The organism is Methylolobus aquaticus (genome assembly GCF_054172105.1).
On the sequence record NZ_JBSYXP010000006.1, the window covers coordinates 26,504 to 50,937 of the forward strand.

General features: G+C 62.5%; 24 protein-coding genes. 20 read left to right on the top strand and 4 right to left on the bottom strand.

All coding sequences use genetic code 11. From position 1 onward, the window contains the following. Positions 1-6: 6 nt before the first annotated feature. Genes mepA through ACW73L_RS09270 form a run of 3 tightly spaced genes read right to left on the bottom strand, consistent with a single transcriptional unit; the run spans position 7 to position 3,212 of the window. Positions 7-846, bottom strand: a complete 840-nt coding sequence (gene mepA / locus ACW73L_RS09260) for a penicillin-insensitive murein endopeptidase (protein WP_498921598.1) — start codon at positions 844-846, stop codon at positions 7-9. Positions 847-877: 31 nt separating this feature from the next. Then, positions 878-1,960, bottom strand: coding sequence for a hypothetical protein (locus ACW73L_RS09265; protein WP_498921599.1), 1,083 nt, complete (start codon positions 1,958-1,960; stop codon positions 878-880). After that, on the bottom strand, positions 1,953-3,212 hold the full coding sequence (locus ACW73L_RS09270; RefSeq protein WP_498921600.1) for a hypothetical protein: 1,260 nt from the start codon (positions 3,210-3,212) through the stop codon (positions 1,953-1,955). The genes ACW73L_RS09265 and ACW73L_RS09270 overlap by 8 nt, the downstream gene beginning before the upstream one ends. A gap of 292 nt (positions 3,213-3,504) precedes the next feature. On the opposite strand from ACW73L_RS09270, the gene ACW73L_RS09275 reads away from it, so the two are divergent. The 11 genes from ACW73L_RS09275 to ACW73L_RS09325 all read left to right on the top strand — a co-directional run bounded on the left by ACW73L_RS09275 (position 3,505) and on the right by ACW73L_RS09325 (position 17,503). Beyond that, the gene (locus ACW73L_RS09275) at positions 3,505-5,130 is read left to right on the top strand and encodes an ATP-binding protein (protein ID WP_498921602.1); all 1,626 of its coding nucleotides are present in this window, start codon (positions 3,505-3,507) and stop codon (positions 5,128-5,130) included. A gap of 232 nt (positions 5,131-5,362) precedes the next feature. After that, complete coding sequence (gyrA, locus tag ACW73L_RS09280) at positions 5,363-7,957, top strand: DNA gyrase subunit A (RefSeq protein WP_498921604.1); 2,595 nt, start codon at positions 5,363-5,365, stop codon at positions 7,955-7,957. After that, a complete protein-coding gene (gene serC, locus ACW73L_RS09285; protein ID WP_498921606.1) occupies positions 7,954-9,036 on the top strand; it encodes a 3-phosphoserine/phosphohydroxythreonine transaminase in 1,083 nt (360 codons plus the stop codon). The genes gyrA and serC overlap by 4 nt, the downstream gene beginning before the upstream one ends. An 8-nt stretch (positions 9,037-9,044) precedes the next feature. After that, the gene (locus tag ACW73L_RS09290) at positions 9,045-10,226 is read left to right on the top strand and encodes a phosphoglycerate dehydrogenase (protein ID WP_498921607.1); all 1,182 of its coding nucleotides are present in this window, start codon (positions 9,045-9,047) and stop codon (positions 10,224-10,226) included. Positions 10,227-10,244: 18 nt separating this feature from the next. Beyond that, the gene (gene pheA, locus ACW73L_RS09295; protein ID WP_498921608.1) at positions 10,245-11,327 is read left to right on the top strand and encodes a prephenate dehydratase; all 1,083 of its coding nucleotides are present in this window, start codon (positions 10,245-10,247) and stop codon (positions 11,325-11,327) included. A 40-nt stretch (positions 11,328-11,367) separates the two neighbouring features. Beyond that, positions 11,368-12,498, top strand: coding sequence for a histidinol-phosphate transaminase (gene hisC / locus ACW73L_RS09300; protein ID WP_498921610.1), 1,131 nt, complete (start codon positions 11,368-11,370; stop codon positions 12,496-12,498). Then, positions 12,495-13,361 (top strand): prephenate dehydrogenase, encoded by an 867-nt coding sequence (locus ACW73L_RS09305; RefSeq protein WP_498921611.1) that lies wholly within the window; start codon positions 12,495-12,497, stop codon positions 13,359-13,361. Before hisC ends, ACW73L_RS09305 begins: the two co-directional genes overlap by 4 nt. Positions 13,362-13,365: 4 nt before the next feature. Further along, on the top strand, positions 13,366-14,694 hold the full coding sequence (gene aroA / locus ACW73L_RS09310) for a 3-phosphoshikimate 1-carboxyvinyltransferase (protein ID WP_498921613.1): 1,329 nt from the start codon (positions 13,366-13,368) through the stop codon (positions 14,692-14,694). After that, positions 14,691-15,359: a (d)CMP kinase gene (gene cmk, locus ACW73L_RS09315; protein WP_498921615.1), complete on the top strand. Its 669-nt coding sequence runs from the start codon at positions 14,691-14,693 to the stop codon at positions 15,357-15,359. The genes aroA and cmk overlap by 4 nt, the downstream gene beginning before the upstream one ends. 129 nt (positions 15,360-15,488) lie before the next feature. Then, entirely contained in the window at positions 15,489-17,159 is a 1,671-nt protein-coding gene (gene rpsA, locus ACW73L_RS09320; protein WP_139557018.1) for a 30S ribosomal protein S1, read from the top strand. 5 nt (positions 17,160-17,164) lie between these two features. Further along, a complete protein-coding gene (locus ACW73L_RS09325) occupies positions 17,165-17,503 on the top strand; it encodes an integration host factor subunit beta (protein ID WP_498921904.1) in 339 nt (112 codons plus the stop codon). Between the two features lie 446 nt (positions 17,504-17,949). Here ACW73L_RS09325 and ACW73L_RS09330 read toward each other — a convergent pair whose 3' ends face one another. Further along, positions 17,950-18,204 (bottom strand): hypothetical protein, encoded by a 255-nt coding sequence (locus tag ACW73L_RS09330; protein ID WP_498921617.1) that lies wholly within the window; start codon positions 18,202-18,204, stop codon positions 17,950-17,952. Between ACW73L_RS09330 and ACW73L_RS09335 the strand changes: the two genes are divergently transcribed. From ACW73L_RS09335 to ACW73L_RS09375, 9 genes are all read left to right on the top strand, one after another. Further along, positions 18,181-19,068 carry a hypothetical protein gene (locus ACW73L_RS09335; protein ID WP_498921618.1) on the top strand — a complete coding sequence of 296 codons (888 nt, stop codon included), beginning with the start codon at positions 18,181-18,183 and terminating at the stop codon, positions 19,066-19,068. The two genes, ACW73L_RS09330 and ACW73L_RS09335, sit on opposite strands and share 24 nt — an antisense overlap. Positions 19,069-19,365: 297 nt before the next feature. Then, positions 19,366-19,668, top strand: coding sequence for a ComEA family DNA-binding protein (locus tag ACW73L_RS09340; protein WP_498921620.1), 303 nt, complete (start codon positions 19,366-19,368; stop codon positions 19,666-19,668). Between the two features lie 387 nt (positions 19,669-20,055). After that, complete coding sequence (locus tag ACW73L_RS09345) at positions 20,056-20,706, top strand: transglycosylase SLT domain-containing protein (RefSeq protein WP_498921621.1); 651 nt, start codon at positions 20,056-20,058, stop codon at positions 20,704-20,706. 154 nt (positions 20,707-20,860) lie between these two features. Continuing rightward, complete coding sequence (locus tag ACW73L_RS09350) at positions 20,861-21,490, top strand: MotA/TolQ/ExbB proton channel family protein (protein WP_498921623.1); 630 nt, start codon at positions 20,861-20,863, stop codon at positions 21,488-21,490. Between the two features lie 10 nt (positions 21,491-21,500). Continuing rightward, positions 21,501-21,947, top strand: a complete 447-nt coding sequence (locus ACW73L_RS09355; RefSeq protein WP_498921625.1) for an ExbD/TolR family protein — start codon at positions 21,501-21,503, stop codon at positions 21,945-21,947. Between the two features lie 21 nt (positions 21,948-21,968). After that, positions 21,969-22,976, top strand: coding sequence for a tetraacyldisaccharide 4'-kinase (gene lpxK, locus ACW73L_RS09360; protein ID WP_498921627.1), 1,008 nt, complete (start codon positions 21,969-21,971; stop codon positions 22,974-22,976). Further along, positions 22,969-23,187 (top strand): Trm112 family protein, encoded by a 219-nt coding sequence (locus ACW73L_RS09365; RefSeq protein WP_139557012.1) that lies wholly within the window; start codon positions 22,969-22,971, stop codon positions 23,185-23,187. The genes lpxK and ACW73L_RS09365 overlap by 8 nt, the downstream gene beginning before the upstream one ends. Next, the gene (kdsB, locus tag ACW73L_RS09370; RefSeq protein WP_498921629.1) at positions 23,184-23,999 is read left to right on the top strand and encodes a 3-deoxy-manno-octulosonate cytidylyltransferase; all 816 of its coding nucleotides are present in this window, start codon (positions 23,184-23,186) and stop codon (positions 23,997-23,999) included. The genes ACW73L_RS09365 and kdsB overlap by 4 nt, the downstream gene beginning before the upstream one ends. Continuing rightward, on the top strand, positions 23,983-24,432 hold the full coding sequence (locus ACW73L_RS09375) for a YqaA family protein (protein ID WP_498921631.1): 450 nt from the start codon (positions 23,983-23,985) through the stop codon (positions 24,430-24,432). Before kdsB ends, ACW73L_RS09375 begins: the two co-directional genes overlap by 17 nt. Positions 24,433-24,434: the final 2 nt, after the last annotated feature.

The following is a 24,434-nucleotide window of genomic DNA, read 5'->3' on the forward strand; positions in this document are numbered from 1 at the left end:
TGGCCGTCAATCCATCAACACCCACTGGCATTCCTTGGGCATCCGCGACAGTTCGATATGGTGCGGCGCCTTGCGACCCGGCGTGGGCGTCGTCGTCGGAGCCCGGAACCACCAGTCCATCGAGCTGTCGCAGCCATCGCCCGCCGGCAAGGGTTCCTGGGACTCGCATTGCGGGCTGTCAGGCGGACAGGACAAGCGGGCATGGAAATGGTCGTCATGGCCCCACCACGGGCGAATCTTGCGCAACCAGGAACGGTCGCCGGTAGTCGAGCGGCAGAGTTCCCGCTTGATGTGCGGATTGACGAAGATGCGCTCGACCCGGGGGACGCGGGAGGCGAACTCCAGCACCCGGGCATGTTTGTCGTCCCACAACATCTGATTCAGGCCGCTGCCGGTGCGGCTGAGCAAGCTCGGTGCATCGAGGTTGGAGCGCAGGGAATCCGCCCGGCCCAGCAGCGACGAGTCCATCGCAAACCAAACGTCGACATCGAGTCCGGTCTGGTGGCTGCGGTGCCCGAAAGGCGTGGGTCCGCCGCGCGGCTGGGACAAGTCACCCACATGCAACACGCCGAGCCGGTCACGCGCCGTCGCACGGCCGATGGCTTCGATCATGTCCACCAGATGGGGATGTCCGAAGTTCCGGTGACGCTCGAGATGCATCACGTGATAACCGACACCATCGGTCGGCAGGGCCACGGCACCAGCCAGACAGCCTTTGGAGGTCTGACCGATCGCCTGAGGACGGCCGGGAGCCGGGTTGGTCACCTGTGACCACTCTTTCGCGCAGGCAAACCCCGCGGTCAACAGCACGCCGGCCGCAGCGAGGCAGCGGAGGGAATTCGTCATGGTGTGTGCTGGTCTCGGGTTACGGACAAACCTACTCATCTCCCTTGCCTCCGTCGTCCAGATCGGCCTCCGCCGACTTGTCGGGATCGGCGTTCCGTCCCAGCGAAAAGCGGCGCTTGGCATTGATGACCCAGCCCTTGGCCTTGGCGATCTTGATATCGCGGATCTCTTCTTCGAGGATCAAACGCTGCCGTTCCAGCGCCAGCAGTTCGATCTCGCGCTTCAGTCGGTCCTCGGTATCCTCGACCATCCGGGCGCGGCGGTCCTGGTCCTTGAGGTCGATGTCTCGCTCGAGATCGCGCAGATGGGCCTCTGTCCGCAGTTGTTCCTCGCGCTGCCGCGCCTCGCTGAGGCGCTGCTCGGCCTGGCGCCGTTCCTCGGCGGCGATTTCGGCTCGCAGATCTTCGAGCTCGCGCTCGCGCGCGGCCTGACGCAACTCCGCTTCCTTGCGGGCCAGTTCGAGCGCCTCGTGTTCCGCCGCCAGACGCCGTTCGCGCTCACGCTGCTCCAGTTCGAGCTGGCGTTGGCTCTCGGCCTCGATCAATTCGTTTCGGCGTCGCAGGAGTTCGTTGCGCAGGGCCCGGTAGCGGACGTCCTCTGTGGGCGCATCCAGCGACGCCCCGATCAAACCTTCGAGATCGACCGTGACCGTGCAGCGCACCCGGCTCTGGATGTCGCGCAGAGCGAGGGTTTCCTGAATCGCGTTGACGATGCGCCGCTCGATGGCGTGGCAGCCGTCGGTCAGCCAAACCGGGTTCTCCAGCGCCTTGAGCTCTTCCTCAACGATATCGGTGAGCAGCGTCAGGAATGAGTTTCGGATATGCGCTCCCAGCGCGGGCAGGCGCGCCAGATCCTGGCTGGCATAGCGAAACGTGGGCTGGAAGCGCAGTTCGACCGAGGTTTCCACGAAACAGCCGGGCAACAACTCGCGCGAGGGAATCGGCAGCGTCCACTCCTCGATCGGCAATTCGTAGACGTCGTGGAAGAAGCGCCGGGAATAGCGCTGCGGCCGCGGGAAGACGCGGTGGAAGAAACCCAGCCGTGAGACGACGACGGCTCTATCGCCCTCGAAGCCGGCCTCCCAGGTCGCGTCCTCTAAGGTATCGTCAGCCATGGCTCTTCGGGTTCAACAGGACCCGCAAACGCTCGCCCGGATCGGGCAGGCGCGCCAGACCCTCGGCATCGGTGCGCAGACGATCGGCGATGATCGGATAGAGGTTCGGCGCGAATTCCACCGACCGGCGGTCGACCTTGCGAAGAAATCCTCGGTTCAATAGAAAGGCCACGACGAACATCCGCAACCAGTCGGCGTAGCGACGCGCACGTTCGAGCTCGGTTTTCTCGATGACGAACTCCAGTTCGTCGTCGTCGTTGATACGGAACTCGTTGAATTCGACGATGCCGCGAAAGGCCAGATCGCGCTCCTCGTCGGTCAACGGGCCCGGCGCCGTGAATTCCAGACGGTAGGACAACACCAGCGTGAAGAAGTCGACCATGGCCGCGCAGGCCAGTGCGAACCAGGAAAGGTCTTCCCACATCGCGAACGACGGCGTCATGCCGCGTGCGAAGCTGCCATAGCTGACGAGTTTCGGCGGGGCGACGGTTTCGCCGCCCTGACCGGCGATCAACCGCTCGGCAACACCGCTGACGTTGTTGACCGCGGCCATGACCTGATCATATGCGGCCGCATTGCCGAGATCGAGCGAGAAGCGCTGCAAGGCCGATCGCGCCTCCTGAATGGGCGCATCCAGAGCCTGCAGCTGGGACGCCAGTTCCTTGAGGCGGGACTGCTCCGACTGCTGCAACTGGTTGAAGTGGCTCCAGACGCGCCCACGCCCGATTTTTCCCCGGCGATTCTGCTGCTGACTCGGCAGCGCATTGAGAAAAGCCTGCTTCGCCTCGAGCGCCGATTTCTCCATGCGCGTGCGCTGGTCTGCAATCAGCGCCGCCTTCTGCCGCGTGACTTCGGTCAAAAAGCTGTTGACTTCGGTGTTCAGCTGCCGCTCGCGATCCAGCAGAATGGTGTCCCGGTGGGACAACTCATAGAACTTGAAGTAAGAAAACGAAACCGACACGAAGACCGCAATGGCCAAGGTGACATTGACGGTGACGAAGCGGGTGAGATTGGCGCGCCAGCGTACGCTCGCCAGTTCGAGCGAACAGATCACGATGACCGACTGCACGGCGACCGTGATGACGACGGCGATCCAGTCGGTGATGAAGTGCGATAACCCATAGTAGGTGGTGTAGCCGGAGGCCAGGCTCAACAACAGCACCAGGGGAATGGACCATATCTGCAGCAGTCCGACGAAGCTGGTCTGGACCGAATTCAGGAATTGGCCAATACGCCAGATGGATGAGGTCATGTCGGATCGAGATCGTCGCAGCAGTGGCCGGGGTCCCCGAAGGCGGCGCAGCCGGCGGCCGAGAGCAATAGCGGGGCGTGTTTATCGTTCTTATTGTGTGCGCAGATGGTCATCGTCGTTTGCCTGTTCGAGAGCCCGCCGATCATGGACCACTGTACTGGTCGGAATTGTACGAACATAAGGAGTTCGATGACAACGTCACCCATTTCGCGTTGGGCGGCGTGCGGCGGCTCATGGGAGGCCGGCTCGGCATCTGCGCTAAGCTTTGGGGAGCCGGCAGGGGAGGGCGACGATGACGAACGATAACGTTTTGATTGGGCATGTCTGGGAAATCAGGGGCCGACGCATCTCGGCACGTCTGCTCACGGATCCGCCGGGGGAGGGCGACAGCCCCGGCCCCCGGGGCCAGGTCGGCACCTTTGTCACGCTGCAGCAGGCGTCGAGCCGCCTGATCGCCGTCGTGCAGGAAATGCACGGGCTGGACGCTCGGATTCCCACCGCGGCAGGCGGCACGCTGATCGTGAATCCGCTGGGCGAGATTACAGCCGAGGGCCGCTTCCGGCGCGGCATCAGCGATTACCCCCTGCCCGGCGCCGAGGTCAGGACAGTCACCGCAGCCGATGTCGACGCGATCTTTGCAGGCGTCAGACCTCTCGATTTTCCCCTGGGACGGCTGAAGGACTACCCGGACGCCCGGGTGTTTCTCGATCCCTCCAGTCTGTGCGGCCGTCATTTCGCGATTCTCGGTCAGTCGGGTTCCGGCAAGTCCTGGGCGGTGGCCTCGGTGTTGCAACATCTGGTGGCGACGAGGCCGCGAGCGCACATCATTCTGCTGGATCTCCACGGCGAGTACTGCTGGGTCGACCGGGATGGAGCCGAGCGCAGCGCCTTCGATCCGGACTGCGTCCGCTACCTCGATGCGCGTCAACTGGAAATCCCTTACTGGCTGATGACCTTCGCCGAGCTCGTCGATCTCCTTATCGACCCGAACGACGACAACGCGCCGGTGCAGACCGCCTTTCTGCGTGACATCGTGCTCGATCTGAAGCGCAAGAATGGCGCGCAGTTTGGATTGCAATCCATTTCGGTGGATTCGCCGGTCTATTTCCCGCTGACACGGGTCTATGAATCCTTTAAGGAGGCCAATGAACTCCGTACCGACTTCGGCAAGACACGCGGGCCGCTGTTCGGCCAGTTCGATCAGTTCCTGATCAAGCTGCAAAGCCGGCTGGCCGATGGGCGCTATGACTTCCTGCTGAACCCGTCACGCCGGAACTGCTCCGAGAGCCTTCCCGGCCTGTTGCGCGACTTCGTCGGGCTCGGGTCTCCGAAGCGTGCCATCAACGTGATCGATCTCAGCCCGGTCCCGTTCGACATCCGTCCCGGGATCGCGGCGCAAATCGGGCGCCTCGCCTTCGAATTCAATTACTGGAATCCGCGCGCACGGGAGTTCCCGATCCTGCTGGTCTGCGAGGAAGCACACGCCTACATTCCGCGGGACCCCGGATCGAGTTTCGCAGGCGCGCGCAAGTCGATGGAACGCATTGCCAAGGAAGGGCGCAAGTACGGCGTCGCGCTGGCGGTCGTCAGCCAGCGTCCGCAAGAGTTGTCCGAAACGGTCCTGTCGCAGTGCGGGACCTACATTTGCCTCCGGCTGACGAATCCCGACGATCAGGCTTACGTGCGGCAGCTGGTTCCGGAGGGCGAATCGGATTTTGTGAACGTGCTGACCACGCTGGGGCGCGGCGAGGCAATGGCGCTGGGTGAGGCGGTGCCCGTACCGATTCGCTTTCAGATCGACCGGCCCGATCCGGCGCCGAACAGCAGCGACGTCGATTATCACGGTTGTTGGCGCGACGGCCCGGAAGACCTGGACATCGAGGGCATCGTCGGTCGGTGGTGGCGCCAGGGGCGTTGAGTCCTCGCCGCATGTTGCAGGGGGTCGCAACGCAGGTTCCCGCCGCCGCTTCGACCGCGGGCGACCCGCTCAGGCAACTGACCCGGAAAGGGTTCTGTTATAATGCGCGGTCTTTCCGTTTCAGTGGATTGCCGACGCTGCCTCCCCGCCTTCGCTGGGGCTCTCGCATCCCGCTGAGGGCTTATTCTTTGCTCCGTCCCTGTTGAGACGCTGAATCAGACCAAGAGTTGCCATGGGTTCGTTTGCCAAGGAAGTCATCCCGGTCAATCTCGAAGATGAAATGAAGCAGTCGTACCTCGATTACGCGATGAGCGTGATCGTGGGACGGGCGCTTCCGGACGTGCGCGACGGGCTTAAGCCGGTGCACCGCCGCGTGCTCTACGCGATGCACGAGCTCGGCAACGACTGGAACAAACCGTACAAGAAATCGGCCCGCGTGGTCGGTGACGTGATCGGTAAATATCATCCGCACGGCGACTCGGCCGTCTACGACACGATCGTGCGCATGGCCCAGCCATTCTCGCTGCGCTACATGCTGATCGACGGCCAGGGCAACTTCGGCTCGGTCGACGGCGACCCGCCCGCGGCGATGCGGTACACCGAAGTCCGCATGGCGCGAATCGCCCACGAACTCCTGTCGGATCTCGACAAGGAGACGGTCGACTTCGTGCCGAACTACGATGAGTCGGAGCGCGAACCGTCGGTCATGCCGACGCGCGTGCCCAACCTGCTGGTCAACGGCTCGGCGGGTATCGCCGTCGGGATGGCGACGAACATTCCGCCGCACAACCTGACCGAAGTCATCAACGCCTGCCTGTTGCTGATCGAGAACCCCGCGGCCACGATCGAGCAATTGATGGAACACGTGCCGGGCCCCGACTTTCCGACGGCCGGGATCATCAACGGCGCCAGCGGCATACGCGAGGCCTACCATACTGGCCGCGGGCGCATCCACATTCGGGCTCGGAGCCATTTCGAAGGCGCCGAGGACAGCGGTCGGCAAAGCATCGTCGTCACCGAGTTGCCATATCAGGTCAACAAGGCTCGGCTGATGGAAAAAATCGCCGAGCTGGTCAAGGAAGGCAAGCTCGAAGGCATTTCAGGCCTGCGTGACGAATCCGACAAGGACGGCATGCGCATGGTCGTCGAGTTGAAGCGCGGCGAGAGCGGCGAGGTCGTGCTGAACAATCTGTTCCAGCAGACCCAGATGCAGACCGTGTTCGGCATCAACATGGTGGCTCTGCTCGGTGGACGGCCGCGCTGCCTCAACCTGAAGGAAATGCTGGCGGCGTTCATCGACCACCGCCGCGAAGTGGTTACCCGGCGGACGATCTTCGAACTGCGCAAGGCGCGCGAGCGCGCTCATGTCTTGGAAGGCCTGGCGGTGGCCCTGGCCAACATCGATGAAGTCATCGAACTGATCAAGACCTCGGCCAACCCGGCCGAAGCCAAGGAGCGGCTGCTCGGGCGGACCTGGCGCCCGGGCGTGGTGGCGGATTTGCTGGCGCGGGCCGAGGACGCGCAACGTTCCCGCCCCGAGTTGCTCACTTCCGAGTTCGGCCTAGTCGACGGGTTCTACCGTTTGTCGCCGGCCCAAGTCCAGGCCATCCTCGATCTGCGTCTACACCGCCTGACGGGCCTGGAGCAGGACAAGATCGTCGACGAGTACAAGGCGCTGCTGGGACAGATCGATGAGTTGCTCGCGATTCTGGCCAGCGACCGCCGCTTGCTCGAAGTCATCCGCGACGAACTGATGGCCGTGCGCGACCAGTTCGGCGACGCGCGGCGGACCGAGATCATCGAGGGTCATCTGAACCTGTCGACCGCAGACCTGATCACCGAGGAAGACATGGTCGTGACGATGTCCCATGAGGGCTACGTCAAGTCGCAGCCGCTGTCAGCCTACCGCGCACAGCGCCGCGGCGGGCGAGGCAAGGCCGCTGCGGCAACCAAGGAAGAGGATTTCATCGAGAAGCTGATCGTGGCGAACACACATGACACGATCCTGTGCTTTTCGAGCGTCGGCAAGGTGTACTGGCTGAAGGTCTACGATCTGCCGGTCGCCAGTCGGACCGCACGCGGCAAGCCGTTCGTCAACTTGTTGCCGCTGGAGGACGGTGAGCGCATCAACGCCATCCTGCCGATACGCGAGTTCGACGAGGCGCATTTCATTTTCATGGCCACGACGCTCGGCATCGTCAAAAAGGTTCCGCTGCGCGAATTCGAACGCCCGCGGCCCAGTGGGAAGATCGCGATCGATCTGCGCGTCGATGACCGCCTGGTCAATGTCGCCGTGACAGACGGACAGCAGGACGTGATGCTGTTTAGCAACGCCGGCAAGGCCGTGTGCTTCAACGAGGTCGAGGTCCGCTCGATGGGTCGCACCGCGGTCGGGGTGCGCGGCATGACGCTGCAGGAAGGTCAGCGCGTGATTGCGCTGATGATCGGCACCGAGGGCACGGTACTTAACGTCACCGAGAACGGCTATGGTAAGCGCACACCCGTCAGCGATTTCCCGAAACATCGCCGCGGCGGGCAGGGCGTGATCGCGATCCAGACCACCGAGCGCAACGGCGCCGTGGTCGGCGCGGCACTGGTTGCCGACCAGGACGAACTGATGCTGATCACCGACGCCGGTACGCTGGTCCGCACCCGGGTCGAGGAGATTCGCGTGCTCGGCCGCAATACCCAGGGCGTGACCGTCATCCGGCTGACGTCCGGCGAGAAGGTTGTAGGGATGGACCGCATACCCTATCTGCCGGGCGAAGGCGACGATGATGCCGGCGACGACGAGAATTTTGATGATGTATTGGAGTTAGACGAATGAAACGTGTGTACAACTTCAGCGCCGGGCCATCCACGATGCCCGAGGCCGTCCTGAATCGTGCCCGGGAAGAGATGCTGGATTATGCCGGCAGCGGCATGTCGGTGATGGAGATGAGCCATCGCGGCAAGGAGTTCATGGCGATCGCCGCCAAGGCCGAAGCCGATCTGCGCGAACTGATGGGCGTGCCGGACAACTACAAGGTCCTGTTCCTGCAGGGTGGCGCGACCACTCAGTTCGCGATGGTGCCGGTCAACCTGCTGCGCGGAAAGAAGTCCGCTGCCTATGTCGAGACCGGCCTGTGGTCGGAAAAGGCCGTCGCCGAAGCCAAGCGCTTCTGTGAGGTCAAGATCGCGGCGACCTCGAAGGCCGACAAGTATCTGATGATTCCGGACCGGGCGACCTGGCAGATCGATCCGGATGCGGCGTACCTGCACTACACGTCGAACGAGACCATCGGCGGCGTCGAGTTCCCGGAGATCCCGGATGCCGCGGGCCTGCCGCTGGTATGCGACATGTCGTCGAACATTCTGTCGCGCCCGATCGACGTTTCGCGCTTTGCCGTGATCTATGCCGGCGCGCAGAAAAATCTGGGCCCTGCCGGCATCACTGTCGTCATCGTGCGTGACGACGTGATGGGCGAGGCACTGCCGCACACACCCTCGCTGTTCGACTATCGGGCACAGGCCGACGGCGGCTCGATGATCAACACGCCCCCGACCTACAACTGGTATCTGCTGGGCCTGATGCTGGAGTGGATCCGTTCCGAAGGCGGGCTGGAAGCCATCGGAGAGCGCAATGCGCGCAAGGCCGCGAAGCTGTACGGTGTCATCGACACCTCCGATTTCTATTCGAATCCGGTCGATCCCGCGGTCCGGTCCCGGATGAATGTGCCGTTCCGGTTGCGCGACGCCTCGCTCGAGAAAACCTTCACGCAGGAAGCGAAGGCCGCGGGGCTGGTGACGCTCGACGGTCACCGCTCGGTGGGCGGCATGCGCGCCAGCATCTACAACGCGATGCCGGAGGCCGGCGTCGATGCGCTGATCGCCTTCATGGGCGATTTCGAACGCCGTTACGGCTGAGGTTCCACATGTACAAGATTCTGACTCATAACGCCATTTCGCCCAAGGGATTGGAGCGCCTGCCACGCGACCGCTACGAGATCGCCTCGGAGATACAACACCCCGATGCGATCCTGCTGCGCTCGTTCAAACTCCATGGCCTGCCGATTCCCGATTCCTTGAAGGCGGTCGGTCGTGCCGGTGCGGGGGTGAACAACATCCCGGTGGGCGAATACACCAAACGCGGCATTCCCGTTTTCAACACGCCGGGCGCCAACGCGAACGCGGTCAAGGAACTGGTGATCGCCGGCATGTTGCTGGCGAGTCGCAACATCTGCCAGGCCTGGGATTTCGCGCGTCACCTCGAAGGCGACAATGAGACGATCAGTTCGCAAGTCGAGAAGAGCAAGAAGCAGTTCGGCGGCTCGGAACTGGCCGGCAAGACGCTGGGCGTGCTCGGGCTGGGTGCGATCGGGGTCCGGGTGGCGAATGCGGCCATTGCCCTCGGCATGGATGTCGTCGGGTATGACCCGATGTTGACGGTCGACAGCGCCTGGCAATTGTCCTCTTCGGCCGCGAAGGCCGTCAGCATCGACGACTTGCTCAGTCGTTCGGACATGGTCACGATCCACGTCCCGCTGAACGACCAGACGCGCGGGCTGATCAACGCGGGCCGCATCGGCTCGATGCGTCAGGGCGCCGTGCTGTTGAATTTCTCGCGCGCCGAGACGGTGGACGAGGCCGCGGTCCTTGCCGCACTGGATGGCGGCAAGATCCGCACTTACGTGACCGACTTCGCCTCGCCGCAACTGGTCCGCAACGGCAAGGCCATCGTACTACCGCATCTCGGTGCGTCGACAGCCGAGGCCGAGGAGAACTGCGCCGTGATGGTCGCCGACCAGATCCGTGATTTCCTCGAGGATGGGAACATTCGGAACTCGGTCAATTTCCCCGAGGTTTTCATGCCGCGGACCGAGGGTTGCCGGCTGGCGGTCGCCAACGAGAATGTTCCGAACATGGTCGGCCAGATTTCCAGTCTGTTGGCGGATGCCAATCTGAACATTCTGGACCTGTTGAACAAATCCCGCGGTGACTATGCGTACACGCTGATCGACCTGAACAACCCTGTACCGGACTCGACGCTGGACGCGATCCGGGGCATCAGCGGCGTGTTGTCGGCACGCATCGCGTGCGGCAACGGTCAGGATTGATCCGGCAGGGCTACTGACGTGTCGGGACCCCGTAGCCTTCTGGAACTGCGCACCCAGATCGATGCTGTCGATGCGCGCATTCTCGCGCTGATCAACGAGCGTGCGGGCTACGCGCTGCAGGTCGCCGAGGCCAAGATGGCCAGCGGCGAGACCGAATGCTTCCATCGACCCGAACGGGAGGCCGAGGTGCTCCGGCGTATCGCCGCCGAGAACCGGGGCCCCCTGTCCGACGACGCGGTCAAGCGCTTCTTCCGGGAACTGATGTCCGAATGCCTGGCCTTGGAAAAGCCCCTGTCGGTCGCTTTCCTGGGACCCGAGGGAACGTTCACCCAGCAGGCAGCCTACAAGCATTTCGGGCATGCCATCCTGGCTGAGCCGTTGCCGGCCATCGATGAAATCTTCCGGGCCGTTGAGAGCGGTGACTGCCAGTACGGCGTCGTGCCGGTCGAGAATTCCACGGAAGGAGTGATCACGCACACCCTGGACAGCTTCCTGAAATCGCCGCTGGTGATCACGGGCGAAGTGCTACTGCGCATTCACCATAACCTGATGAGCACGGCGGGCGGACTGCCTGATATCCACGAGGTGTTCTCGCATCAACAGTCACTGGCCCAGTGCCGGGAATGGCTGGACCGTCGCCTGCCCGGGACCCGCCGCACGGCGGTCAGCAGCAACAGCGAGGCCGCGCGGATGGCGTCCAGCACCCCCGGTACCGCGGCGATTGCCGGCGAGGTGGCGGCACCGATCTACGGCCTCGAAATTCTCGAACGGAATATCGAAGACGAGCCGGACAACACCACCCGATTTCTCGTCATCGGTCGGAGCCCGGTCGGACGTACCGGCAGCGACCGGACGTCGCTCGTTTTATCGACGCGCAATCATCCCGGCGCGCTGTATGCGATGCTTGAGCCTTTCGCCCACTTCGGCCTGAGCATGACCAAGATCGAATCGCGCCCCTCGCGTCGCGGTCTGTGGGATTACGTGTTTTTTATCGACGTCGAGGGGCACCGGGAAGATCCGGCCCTGAGCAGCGCATTGCAGGCGCTGGAGCCCAGCGTCACGATGCTGAAGGTGCTTGGTTCCTATCCGCGCGCCGTTTGAGCCGATTCACCGACGACCCTTTTTCCTGTCGAGCGTCCTTATGGCTTGTGAGACCCTGATTCCCGAACGACTGGCTGCGCCGGGTGTCCGTGCACTGACGCCCTATCAGCCGGGCAAGCCGATCGGCGAGTTGCAGCGGGAACTCGGTTTGCAGCAGATCGTCAAGCTGGCGTCCAATGAGAATCCGCTCGGCCCCGGTGCCAAGGCCCTCGAAGCGGCTCAGCGTGCCTTGCTCGAGATTCATCTCTACCCGGATGGCAGCGGACATGAACTGAAGACTGCGCTGGCTCGCCACAACGGCGTGGCGCGCGAACAGATCACGCTGGGCAATGGCTCGAACGACGTGCTGGAGGTCATTGCCCGCTGCTTTCTGGCGCCGGGTGACAGCGTGGTGTTCTCCGAGCATGCCTTCGCGGTTTATCCGATCGTGACGCAAGCGGTCGGGGCGACGGCAATTGTCGCGCCGGCGCATGACGGGCGCCGCGCACCGCGTTACGGCCACGATCTCGAGCAGATGGCTGCCAGCATCGAGCCCGGCACCAAACTCGTGTTCATCGCGAATCCGAATAACCCGACCGGCACTCATGTCCCGTCGGTTGAGCTGGAACGCTTCATTGCAGCCGTGCCACCGCAGGTGCTCGTGGTCGTCGACGAGGCTTACGTGGAATACGCCCAGGCGCGTGACTACGCCAGCGTGCTGCCGAGTCTGTCGCGTTATCCGAATCTGATTGTCACGCGCACCTTCTCGAAGGCCTATGGGTTGGCCGGGCTGCGCGTGGGCTACGCGGTTTCGAGTCCTGCCATAGCCGATCTGCTGAACCGGGTTCGGCAGCCTTTCAATGTCAATTCCGTCGCGCTCGCCGCGGCGCAGGCCGCGCTGGCCGATGAGGACTATCTGGCACGTTCCGTCGCACTGAACCGCGCCGGTATGCAGCAGTTGACGGAAGCGTTCAAGGCACGGCGCCTGCCTTACATTCCGTCGATCGGCAATTTCATCGCCATGGATTTGCAGCGCACGGCTGGTCCGGTATACGAGGCCTTGTTGCGACGGGGTGTTATCGTGCGCCCCATCGCCAACTACGGACTTCCTAATCATCTGCGCGTGACGATCGGCACCGAGGCCGAGAACCAGTTCTTTATCGACGCGCTCGATCGGGTTCTCGGTTCATGATCGACCGCCTCTGCGTGATCGGCGTCGGCTTGATCGGTGGATCGGTCGCCCGCGCCGCGCGTGAACGCGGTCTTTGCCGGGAAATCGTCGGGGTCGACCGGGACGCCCGGAATCTGGCCGAAGCCACGACGCTCGGTGTCATTGACCGGGGCAGTGCCACACTGAGCGCAGCCGAGGATGCCGACTTCGTCGTCATTGCGGTTCCAGTCGGCGCGGTCGGCCGTGTCTGTAGCGAACTGGCGCCGTTCTGGTCCGACAGTGCCGTATATACCGATGTAGGCAGCACCAAACTGAGTGTCATCGATGCCTGCCGTGCCGCGCTGGGCACGCTGCCCCCGAATTTCGTCCCGGCCCATCCCATCGCGGGCGCCGAACGTAGCGGCGTTAGTGCCGCGAACGCAGAACTGTACGCGGGCAAGCGCGTGATCCTGACGCCGGATCCGGGCACTTCGACCCTCGCCTGCGAGCGGGTTACGGAGTTTTGGACCGCCCTCGGGGCCCGCGTGTCGTCGATGGACCCGGCGCATCATGACGAGGTGTTGGCCGCTACCAGCCATCTGCCGCATGTGCTCGCCTTCACGCTGGTCCATTTGCTCGGACGCAAGGATGAGCAGGCGGAGATCTTTCAATATGCGGCCGGCGGATTCCGCGATTTCACCCGGATTGCTGCCAGCGACCCGGAAATGTGGCTGGACATCTGCCTGGCGAACGCCACGCAGATCCTGACACTGGTGCAGGCGTTCGGCACCGAGCTGGACGACTTCGCGGCCTGCCTGGAACAGCGCGATGCGAAGCGCCTCTTCGAGTTCCTGTCAACGGCCCGGGCAGCACGACAACGATCCTTAGAACGCATGGACAATTGACCACATGGCACATTCCACTTTGACGTTCCGGATACAGCCGGGCGGAAAACTTCAGGGCGAACTCCGCGTGCCCGGCGACAAGTCGGTCTCTCATCGCTCCATCATGATGGGCGCGATTGCCGAGGGCGTCACCGAGGTCAGCGGCTTTCTGTCAGCCGAGGATTGCCTGTCGACGATCCAGGCCTTTCGCCAGATGGGCGTCCGCATCGAGGGACCGGAGGCTGGTCGCGTGCGTATTCACGGGGTAGGCCTGCACGGGCTGACGGGGTCGGAGGCACCACTCGATCTCGGTAACTCCGGCACTTCCATGCGGCTCCTTTCCGGCCTGCTGTCCGGCCAGGCGTTCGATTCGGTTCTATTCGGTGACGAGTCTCTGAACCGCAGGCCAATGAAAAGGGTGACCGAGCCACTCAAGTCCATGGGTGCGGTTATCGATACGACAAACGCCGGCACGGCCCCGCTGCACATCCACGGTGGCCAGCGGCTGCACGGCATCGCCTACGACATGCCGGTTGCGAGCGCACAGGTGAAGTCCTGCCTGTTGCTGGCCGGACTCTATGCCGAAGGCGAAACCCGCGTGCGTGAGCCGGCGCCTACCCGCGACCATACCGAGCGCATGTTGACGGGCTTCGGCTATCCTTGGCGGCGAGACGGCGACTGGATCGCCCTGTCCAGTGGCGGCACCCTGCGCGGCACGCAGATCGACGTTCCCAGCGACATCTCGTCCGCCGCCTTCTTCCTGGTCGGTGCCTCCATCGCACCCGGCTCGGACGTGTTGCTGAGACATGTGGGCATGAACCCGACGCGCACCGGTGTGATCGACATCCTGCGACTGATGGGAGCCGAACTGGAAGTGCTGAATGCACGGATCATCGGCGGAGAACCAGTCGCCGACATCCGGGTACGATCCCGCCCCCTGCGCGGGATCGTGATTCCCGAACACCTCGTTCCGCTGAGCATCGACGAGTTCCCGGCCCTGTTCGTCGCGGCGGCCTGTGCGGAGGGCGAGACCGTCCTGACGGGCGCCGAGGAACTGCGTGTCAAGGAAAGCGACCGGATCCAGGTCATGGCGGACGGTCTGTCGACGCTGGGTATCGAAGCCAATCCAACGCCCGATGGCATCCGCATACGCGGCGGACAGCTCGGGGGAGGCACGATCGTCTCCCATGGCGATCACCGTATTGCCATGTCATTCGCGATCAGTGCGTTGCGGGCACAGGGGGAGGTCGTCGTGCGCGATTGCCGTAATGTCGCCACCTCATTCCCGGGCTTCGTCGACTTGGCGGCCGGCCTTGGGCTGGCCATCTCCGCTGCAGACGAGACGGCACCATGAGTCACGTCGTTCCGGTGCTGGCGATCGATGGCCCCAGCGGGTCCGGAAAGGGGACGGTCAGCCGGGCCGTGGCCCGCCACCTCGGCTGGCACTTCCTCGATAGCGGTGCGATCTATCGCGCCTTGGGTCTGGCGGTCGAACGCGATGGCCTCTCGCTGGATGACCAGGACGCCGTGGCCAGACTTGCAGGTCGGATGGATCTGCGCTTTTCCTCGGGCGAACCCCCAAGCGTCTGGCTGGACCAGATCGACGTCACGGACCGGATTCCCACCGAGAGCTGCGGGGCGATGGCCTCGGCGGTCGCCGCACTGAAGCCGGTTCGTCAGGCCTTGTTGCAGAAGCAACGGGACTTTCGACAGTTGCCGGGGCTGGTTGCCGATGGCCGGGACATGGGCACGGTGGTCTTCCCGGACGCGGAGTTCAAGGTGTTCCTGACCGCCAGTGCGGCCGTCCGGGCACAGCGTCGGCACAAGCAGTTGAAAGAGAAGGGTGTGGATGTTACCCTTGCGCGGTTAACCAAGGACATCGAAGAAAGGGACGAGCGCGATCGCACACGGGCCGAAGCGCCATTGCGTATCGCGGACGGGGCGCTGGTGATCGATTCATCCGATCTGGGCATCGATGAAGTGATCGCACGTTGCCTCGCGGTGGTTGGCGTCCTCTGACCACCGCGCACCCGGCAGACCTTATTAGGACAGACTTTGGGCTCGCCTTCGTGCTGACGACGGGCGAGGTTTTTTTAATCTGATCGACTGAGTGAGTATCGCCCGGTCGCTGATTGGGCGGAAGAATCTATGACCGAAAGCTTTGCGCAACTGTTTGAAGAAAGCCTTGCCCGCGCTGAAATGCGCACTGGCAGCATCGTCCGTGGCACCGTCGTCGACATCGGGTCCGATGTCGTCGTGGTGAACGCAGGTCTGAAGTCGGAGGGCGTAATCCCCCGGTGGCAGTTCCTCGCCGCCGACGGAGAACTCGAGGTCCAGATTGGCGATGAGGTCGAAGTCGCCCTGGACATGATCGAGGACGGCCTCGGCGCCACGCTGCTTTCGCGCGACAAAGCGAAAAAGATGAAGGCCTGGACCGATCTGGAGCAGGCTTTCGAGGACAACGAGACCGTCGTCGGACGTATCGTCGGCAAGGTCCGCGGTGGATTCACCGTCGCCGTCGGCGCTCTCCGTGCCTTCCTGCCGGGTTCGCTGGTCGACGTCCGACCGGTGCGCGACACGACATTCCTCGAGAATCGCGATCTCGAATTCAAGGTCATCAAGATCGATCAGAAGCGGAACAACGTCGTGTTGTCACGCCGCGCCGTCGTCGAATCCGAATACAGCGCCGAGAAGGAAGCCCTGCTCGAGAGCCTGAAGGAAGGAGCGATCATCAACGGTGTCGTCAAGAACCTCACCGATTATGGCGCCTTCATCGACCTGGGTGGCATCGACGGCCTGCTGCACATTACCGATATGGCCTGGAAGCGCGTTCGCCATCCCTCGGAATGTGTGCAGATCGGCCAGGAGATCCAGGTCAAGGTCCTCAAGTACGACCAGGAAAAAAACCGCGTATCGCTGGGCCTGAAGCAACTGGGCGAGGACCCGTGGGTCAATATCGCTCGCCGCTATCCGTCCGGCTCGCGCCTGTTCGGCAAGGTCAGCAACCTGACCGACTACGGCTGCTTCGTCGAGCTTGAGGAAGGCGTCGAGGGTCTGGTCCACGTCTCCGAAATGGACTGGACCAACAAGAACGTCAACCCGGGCAAGCTCGTGCAGCTCGGTGACGAGGTCGAAGTCATGGTGCTCGATATCGACGAGGACCGTCGACGGATCTCGCTGGGCATGAAGCAATGCCGCGCGAATCCGTGGGAAGAGTTCTCGGCCTTGCACAAGAAGGGCGACAAGATCTCCGGCAGCATCAAGTCGATCACGGACTTCGGCATCTTCATCGGTCTGGACGGCGGCATCGACGGTCTAGTCCATTTGTCGGACATCTCCTGGAGCACCACCGGCGAAGAAGCGATCCGCAACTTCAAAAAGGGTGACGAAGTCGAAACCGTCGTGCTGGCGATCGACCCGGAACGGGAACGTATCTCCCTGGGTATCAAGCAGCTCGAGCAGGATCCCTTCCAGAACTTCATCGGAGCTCATGAAAAGGGCGCCATCGTTCGGGGCGTGGTCAAGGAAGTGGATGCCAAAGGGGCTGTCATCACGCTGGGCGACAACGTTGAGGGCTATCTCCGGGCCTCCGAAATTCAACGCGACCGGGTCGAAGACGCACGCAGCCTGCTGAGCGTCGGCGAAGAGGTCGAGGCGAAATTCATCGGCGTCGACAAGAAGAGCAAGAACATCTCGCTGTCGATCAAGGCCAAGGACCACGACGAAGAATCGGCTGCACTCAAGGATTACACTCAGGCAGCCTCCGCCGGGACCCCAACCCTCGGCGACATCTTCAAGGAACAGATGGAGAATAAGTAGTCTCGATCCACGCCAACCCCGGGGTTACCCCGGGGTTCCCACAGATTCTGCTCCAGATGACAGTGACCAAATCCGAACTTATCGAGTCATTGGCCGCTCGTTTCAGTCATTTGCCGCCCCGCGATATCGAGTCGGCAGTCAAAGTGCTGATCGAATACATGAGCGATGCCCTATCAGGGGGCCGGCGCATCGAGATTCGAGGCTTCGGCAGCTTTTCCCTGCACTATCGACCGCCGCGGCTCGGACGCAATCCAAAGACGGGTGAGTCTGTACCGCTCGAATCCAAGTACGTACCCCACTTCCGTCCTGGGAAAGAACTCCGCGATCGGGTGGATAAGCACTGACTGACGATCTGTCCGGCCCGAAAAGCACTCCTTTCGACATCGACATGGAATCGGCTGCGGGTTACGGCCCCTGACCTACGCAAGCGCAAATCTCGAAGGGAGCGGGGTCCCGTCCTCGGAAGGGATCCTCTGCTTTTGTGTGCGAGAGGTCTTACAACCCCTGCAGAATAAGGGACTGCGGGCCCTCGGTTGCGTGCTGTTCAGCATCACCGGGCCGCTGGCTGGATGTTGGGATCGCGAACCACAAGCGCATTCGGGCCATCCCTGGCTCGACCGCACCCTTACCGTGGCGCCTCTCCAAGACAGGTGTCGCGCCTGTGTAGTTCCTCTGGACCGGCTCTGGAAACGCCGCGCCGAGGCGCGGCGCCTCTTCCGCCCCAGGTGTAAACGGCTCAGGCTGGCCCATGTTAGAGTTGCTCGCACTCCTGTTACCCATTGCCGCCGCATCAGGTTGGTTTGTCGCGCGGCGCCAATACGCCGCTGACCGCCGCTTCCATCGCGTCCGGGAACTGAACGCCTCCTATACGCGCGGCCTGGAGTACATGCTTCAGGATCGGGTCGAGGAAGCCCTGGATCTCCTGTCCGAAACGGCCGCCACGGATACCGAGGGCCGCGAACTGCGGCTCGCGATCGGCAACTTCTTTCGTCGCCGTGGCGAAGTTGACAAGGCGCTGGCAGTGCACGAAGGTCTGCTTTCCCACGCCGGGCTCGCCGAACCTTTTCGATCCCGAGTTCAACTGGAACTCGGTACGGATTACTCTGCCGCCGGCTTATTGGACCGAGCCGAAGGCATTTTCCTGGCGCTTCAGGAACACCCTGACTTCAGCACATGCTCGCTGGAAAGCTTGCTGAGAATCTATCAACGGGAGAGGGAGTGGGAGAAGGCGATCGACTGTCTGAAGAGACTGAGGCGATCACAGAAACCAGTCCACCGTGAAACTATTGCCCAATTCTACTGTGAGTTGGCGCAACAACAGCGCGACGCCGGCCATGATGACGACGCGCTCGGGCTCACGCAGGCGGCGCTGCGCGACGATCCGAAATGCGCCCGCGCTCTGCTGCAGCGAGCCGGGTTGCTGGCCGAACGCGGGGAATGGTCCGAACTCCCCGCCATCCTGACGATGCTGGAACGCCATGCTCCTGCCTTCCTGCCGGAAATCCTCGATCTCGGTGTACTGCTGCATGCTGCGCGGAAGGATGAGGAAGGCCTGCTTGCTTGGCTGACACGTCTCCACAAGGATTGCGGATGCAGCGAGGCCGCCGTTCTGCTGAGTGAGCGGCTGGCAGCAGCGAATAATGTCGCCGCTGCTATCGATTATCTGCTCTCGGCGATCATCCGCTCTCCATCCGTGCCCTTAACACGAAAACTCCTCGACCTGTTGAAGCAAAGCAGCACGGAAGAGCACCTAGCCGCATTGCCCAGCGTCGTACTGGCATTGCATTCGCTTCTGCCTCCTCAAACCCGGCGTTATGTCTGTTCGCAATGCGGGTTCAATGCCAGCGAGATCTACTGGCGATGTCCCTCCTGCCAATACTGGGAAACCATAAAGCCCGTCACGGAGTGAACGCCGTCACATATCCGGCAATAGGGCCAGCCAGAACCGGTCGTTAGCTTGAAGATAGGACGCTGGCGTCTACGCTTAGCCCCTGTCGGCCTCGTGCCGGCGCGACTCCACGGTGTTCCTCGACTTGGTGATGACTATCCTAGGCAGGGCTTAGCTCCATCCTCCAGGCGGCAAGAGGCCACAGGCCGTGACGAGGGAAGGGCGACAGCCAGGAAGCATTGCTCCGGAGCCAAGGGCTCATTGGCGGTATCGAGAACACCAGGACATTTGTTTCCACCCTTTTACGGGAGAGATCCAATGAACGCGTTGTTCAAATTTGTCTTCATCGCTGTTGCAGCCTTTACCTGGTCCTTCGCACTGGCTGAGGCCGTCGATATCAACTCGGCCAACTCCGATCAGTTGGCGCAAGCCATGGTGGGAGTCGGCAAGGCGAAAGCCGATGCCATCGTGCAGGAACGGGAGAAGAACGGGAAGTTCAACTCGATCGAGGATTTGTCCCGCGTGAAGGGTATCAAACAAGCGCTGATCGAGAAGAACCGCAATAATCTCACGGTCGGCGCCAAGCCGGTCGAGGTTGCCGGCGCGGCTCCCGCCAAATAGATTTTTTCCGACTCCTCGGAGCGGGCGACTACCGGCGCCCGCTCCGTCCCTTTTCCAGCTGGCATACCGTTCCCCAAGCCCGCGCGGCTCCACTCGAAGCGCACCCGGGCACCCCAAATTGGTTCTCTGAACCTTTTGCCTCACCGGTCCATTAGCATCCCACCCGGGCAAAGTGCGATCGGCGGCACCTTCTGACTCACCCACCTGCTGTCCGCGCGCTACAGTCTCTTCGGCAGCGCTAGCGTCGGCGCGGAACCGCCCTCGCGGAAGCTTGGGCACAACAGGGAGGAACAAGCACCTTCCCGAAGCACTTGATGCACGCCCCAGACTTGCGTATAAAAACGGTGCGATGCCACCAGGATAACGACATAACGAGGATCGAGGCACGTGCGGAGATTTCTGATCTGGGCTTTGGCATGGCCCCTTATCGCGACGCCAAGCGTCGATGCTATCGCTGATGTCTATAAGTTCGTCGACAGTACGGGGCATGTTTTCTACACCGACAACCCTCGTCACGCCGGTTATCGGCGTATCATCAAGTCGACCGTTCCGCCTCCACCGAAACCAACACGAAGCGGATCGCTTTATGGCCAAGGGCTGGCTCCGTTTCGAACGGGACGGACGCTGCGCTCCCAGGATTTAATCAACCATCGAGTACAGTACGCACCCCTGATCGATGCCGCTGCCAATAAATATCGCCTCGATCCGGCACTGCTGCATGCGGTGATTCGTGCCGAATCGTCCTATAACCCCGGAGCCGTGTCGAATAAAGGCGCCGTCGGCCTGATGCAGTTGATGCCGGGCACAGCGGCGCGTTACGGAGTCCGCGATCGTCAGGATCCGGCAGAGAATATCGAAGGTGGGGCGCGCTACCTCAGCGACCTGATCGACATGTTTCCTTACGATCTGAGTCTCGCAATCGCTGCGTACAACGCGGGAGAGAATTCCGTCAAGCGACATGGCAACAAGGTTCCCCCGATCCAGGAAACACGTGATTATGTTTCCCGAGTGCTCGACTACTACCGGCGGATGAATTAGCGCAACACGGGTCGTAATTACTATTCCAGTCTTCCGCTACGCGCCTTACCACGGACCAAAACCACCCGTCCTTCCGGCTGCTCCTATCGCGCTGCCCGTACGTGGACCTGAGCTTTAGGGTAAACTGCCGCGCTTTGGCTTCCTTGCCGCGCCAGTGAACCTTCTCGACATCATCAAGACCGGCGGTTGGCTGATGGGCCCGATTTTGCTGTGCTCCGTCGTTGCCGTCGCCATCATTCTCGAGCGGCTCTGGACGCTCCGCGCGTCGCGGGTCATGCCGACGGGCCTGATCCCCCAGGTACGCGCGCTGTGCCGCAGCGAACACATCGATCCCGTGAGTTTGCGCATCATGCGCAGCAGCTCTCCGCTCGGCGCGGTCCTGGCGGAGGGCTTGGCGCAACGCGAGCGTGGGCGCGAAGCGGTCAGGGAAAGTGTCGAGCAGGCCGGGAGACAAGTCGTGCACGGGCTGGAACGCTATCTCAACACACTCGGTACGATCGCGGCGATCTCTCCCTATCTCGGTCTGCTGGGCAGTGTTCTGGGCATGATCAAAGTGTTTTCGGTCTTTTCGGCAGCGCAAGGAGTGAACGATCCGGCGCTTCTCGCGCGCGGGATCTCCGAGATTCTTTTCGCGACCGCGGCCGGTCTCACTGTCGCCATCCCCAGTTTGATGTTCCATCGTTACCTGCACGGCCGCGTCAACGAGTTGGCACTGCGTATGGAAGACGAAGTGCTACATGTGCTGGCCGCGCTCGAGTGCGGCAATGCCGACGGTGCGAGTTGAGATACTGACCATGAACTTTCGTGCGCGGACGCCCGACCACCCCGAATTGAATCTGATCCCCATGATCGACGTACTCATCGTGCTGTTGATCTTCCTGGTGCTGACGACGACGTTCCGACGGGAAACGGGTTTGAAGGTCCGGCTCCCGCAATCTGCGACACCGGCGACGACACAGAACACCGGAATCGGCGTGACGATCGATCGCGATGGGCGGGTGGAGGTCGACGGGGTTGCGGCAAAGGATCCGGAAATGAGTACGCTGAAAGCGCTGCTGGCGAGCGCGGCTTCCGGGGACCGAACAGCGGTGGTCGTTCGCGCGGACCGCCAGACGCCACACGAGTCGGTCATGCGGGTACTCGATGCCGCCAGCCAAGTCGGTCTCGGGCAAATCAGCTTTATGCTGGAGTCGAACGGGACGTCTCCCGGACCCGCGCCGAGGGGCCACGATGCACGCTGATGCCGGGGTCGTGGGCACTCGATGACCCGGCAGGAAAGACTTGGGCGTTGGCTAGAAAATCAATGGTATCGCCGCCGTTCGGTCAACCCCCTGCTGGTTCCCCCAAGCCTGCTCTTTTGCGCTGCTGCGCGCCTACGCCGCTGGGCCTACGGACGGGGCCTGGGTTCCGTCGGGCGGTTACCGGTGCCGGTCATCGTCGTCGGTAATCTAACGGTAGGGGGTACCGGAAAGACCCCCCTGACGATATGGCTGGTGGAATTCCTGCTGAACGCCGGCTATTCACCGGGTATCGTCAGTCGGGGTTACGGCGGAAAACCTGGGCGGACAGAACCCCTGCGCGTGCAACCGGAGACCGACCCCGCGGCATGCGGTGACGAGCCGGTGTTGATCGCCCAGAGAACCGGCGCCCCAGTGATGGTCGCACGGGATCGCTTGCTTGCGGCCCGGGCGCTGCTGACCGAGACCGCTTGCAACATCCTGATAGCTGACGACGGACTGCAACATTATCGTCTGGGGCGAGATGTGGAGATTCTGCTGGTTGACGGAGAACGGCGCTTCGGCAACGGGTGGTGTCTGCCCGGGGGACCACTGCGCGAACCCGTCGCGCGGGCACGCTCGGTCGATTTCGTCGTGCGCCGGGATGGTGAGGTCCTCAGCGGCGAATACGGGATGACCGTGCAAGGTGGCACGGCGATAAACCTGTCGACCGGCCATACCGTTCCATTGACGGATTTTGTCGGAACGCCGGTGCGGGCGATAGCCGGAATCGGCTATCCACAGCGATTTTTCCGACATCTGGCCGGGTTGGGCATCTCGGTGGATCCCGTGGATTTTCCCGACCATCACGCATACCGGCCCGAGGATGTCACGTTCCCTGACGATAAACCGGTGCTGATGACCGAAAAGGACGCAGTGAAATGCCGGAGCTTCTCCCATGAGAAACTCTGGTACGTTCCGGTCCAAGCCGATGTCGAGCCCGCGTTCGGTCGCGACTTACTTCAACGATTGAGAAACACACCCCATGGATAAGCGATTGCTGGAGATATTGGTTTGCCCTCTGTGCAAGGGTGAACTGGTTTACCAACGCGAGGAGCAGGAACTAATCTGCAAATTCGACCGCCTGGCGTTCCCGATCCGCGATGACATCCCGGTGATGCTCGAAAACGAGGCCCGACGGATAAGCCTTGAGGAGTACGACGCCTTGCACCCGAAGGCGCATGGCGGGCCCATCGTGCCGTGAACTCACCCGCACCGTTCAAGATTGTCATCCCCGCCCGGATGGGCTCGTCCCGCCTGCCCGGAAAGGTGCTGATCCCTATCGCCGGGAAGCCGATGATCGTCCACGTCTGCGAACGCGCAATCGCTGCAGGCGCTGCGGAAGTCATCGTTGCAGCGGACGATCCTTCGATCGGGGAGGCGATCGCGCCACTGCCCGTCACGACCGTGCTGACCAGTCCTCGGCATTCCAGTGGCACCGAGCGTCTGGCCGAAGTCGCCGAGCGCCTGGCATGGGATGCCGAGGAACGGATCGTGAACCTGCAGGGCGATGAGCCGCTGGTGGATCCCGCCCTGATCCGCATTTTGGCCGAGGCCTTGTTGCCCCCGACACCGACTGCGGTCGCCACACTCGCCACCGCAATCGACGATCCGTCCGAGATATTCAATCCCAATGCGGTCAAGGTCGTCGTCGATTGCGCGGACCACGCCCTTTACTTCAGCCGGGCACCGGTCCCCTGGGACCGCGAGGGATTCACCAAACAACCCCGGCAGGTCAACAGCGGCTTCAAGCATCTCCGACACATCGGCATGTATGCCTACACTGCCGGCTTCCTGCGACGTTACGCCGCGTGGGCACGCTCGCCGCTGGAGGATATCGAGTGCCTGGAGCAGCTGCGCATCTTGTGGCACGGTGAGCGGATTCGCGTGCTGAGGGTGGCTCAAGCCCCGGTGGCAGGCGTCGATACTGAAGAAGACCTGAAGCGCGTCGAAGCGGTTTTGGCGGATAGAGCCGCGCGCTCCGAGCGCGGCGAAAACCATGACCCAGTGGGCTGAAACGTTCGGCTTGACCGGCCTGTTCATCAGCGCATTCGTATCATCGACGCTCGCGCCGGGCGGGTCCGAAGCCGTCCTCGCTTATCTGGCGGGGCTGAGCCAGTTCAGCGACGGACAATTGCTCGGTACCGCCACGCTCGGCAATACCCTCGGCGCACTGACCACATGGTTCCTCGGGCGCTTCGTGGCGCGCCGGTACGGTCCAGATGCCGTGCTGTCCACTGGGCGCGCCAGCGCCGTGACGCATCTGCGACGCTGGGGGTGGCCACTGCTGCTGTTTTCCTGGCTGCCGATCATCGGCGACGGATTTTGCTTTGCTGCCGGTTGGATGCGCCTTCCGTTCTGGCAATCCCTGCTGGCGATCGCTGTGGGCAAGGCCTTTCGCTATGCCGCCATTCTCTGGGCTTCGCACACCGTCGCGAGCACACTGTAACG

What these genes read in the sequence shown, in the direction of transcription:
- mepA (WP_498921598.1), bottom strand. Translation starts at nt 846, where the DNA reads ATGACGAATTCCCTCCGCTGCCTCGCTGCGGCCGGCGTGCTGTTGACC.
- ACW73L_RS09265 (WP_498921599.1), bottom strand. Translation starts at nt 1,960, where the DNA reads ATGGCTGACGATACCTTAGAGGACGCGACCTGGGAGGCCGGCTTCGAG.
- ACW73L_RS09270 (WP_498921600.1), bottom strand. Translation starts at nt 3,212, where the DNA reads ATGACCTCATCCATCTGGCGTATTGGCCAATTCCTGAATTCGGTCCAG.
- ACW73L_RS09275 (WP_498921602.1), top strand. Translation starts at nt 3,505, where the DNA reads ATGACGAACGATAACGTTTTGATTGGGCATGTCTGGGAAATCAGGGGC.
- gyrA (WP_498921604.1), top strand. Translation starts at nt 5,363, where the DNA reads ATGGGTTCGTTTGCCAAGGAAGTCATCCCGGTCAATCTCGAAGATGAA.
- serC (WP_498921606.1), top strand. Translation starts at nt 7,954, where the DNA reads ATGAAACGTGTGTACAACTTCAGCGCCGGGCCATCCACGATGCCCGAG.
- ACW73L_RS09290 (WP_498921607.1), top strand. Translation starts at nt 9,045, where the DNA reads ATGTACAAGATTCTGACTCATAACGCCATTTCGCCCAAGGGATTGGAG.
- hisC (WP_498921610.1), top strand. Translation starts at nt 11,368, where the DNA reads ATGGCTTGTGAGACCCTGATTCCCGAACGACTGGCTGCGCCGGGTGTC.
- ACW73L_RS09305 (WP_498921611.1), top strand. Translation starts at nt 12,495, where the DNA reads ATGATCGACCGCCTCTGCGTGATCGGCGTCGGCTTGATCGGTGGATCG.
- aroA (WP_498921613.1), top strand. Translation starts at nt 13,366, where the DNA reads ATGGCACATTCCACTTTGACGTTCCGGATACAGCCGGGCGGAAAACTT.
- cmk (WP_498921615.1), top strand. Translation starts at nt 14,691, where the DNA reads ATGAGTCACGTCGTTCCGGTGCTGGCGATCGATGGCCCCAGCGGGTCC.
- rpsA (WP_139557018.1), top strand. Translation starts at nt 15,489, where the DNA reads ATGACCGAAAGCTTTGCGCAACTGTTTGAAGAAAGCCTTGCCCGCGCT.
- ACW73L_RS09340 (WP_498921620.1), top strand. Translation starts at nt 19,366, where the DNA reads ATGAACGCGTTGTTCAAATTTGTCTTCATCGCTGTTGCAGCCTTTACC.
- ACW73L_RS09355 (WP_498921625.1), top strand. Translation starts at nt 21,501, where the DNA reads ATGAACTTTCGTGCGCGGACGCCCGACCACCCCGAATTGAATCTGATC.
- lpxK (WP_498921627.1), top strand. Translation starts at nt 21,969, where the DNA reads ATGACCCGGCAGGAAAGACTTGGGCGTTGGCTAGAAAATCAATGGTAT.
- ACW73L_RS09365 (WP_139557012.1), top strand. Translation starts at nt 22,969, where the DNA reads ATGGATAAGCGATTGCTGGAGATATTGGTTTGCCCTCTGTGCAAGGGT.
- ACW73L_RS09375 (WP_498921631.1), top strand. Translation starts at nt 23,983, where the DNA reads ATGACCCAGTGGGCTGAAACGTTCGGCTTGACCGGCCTGTTCATCAGC.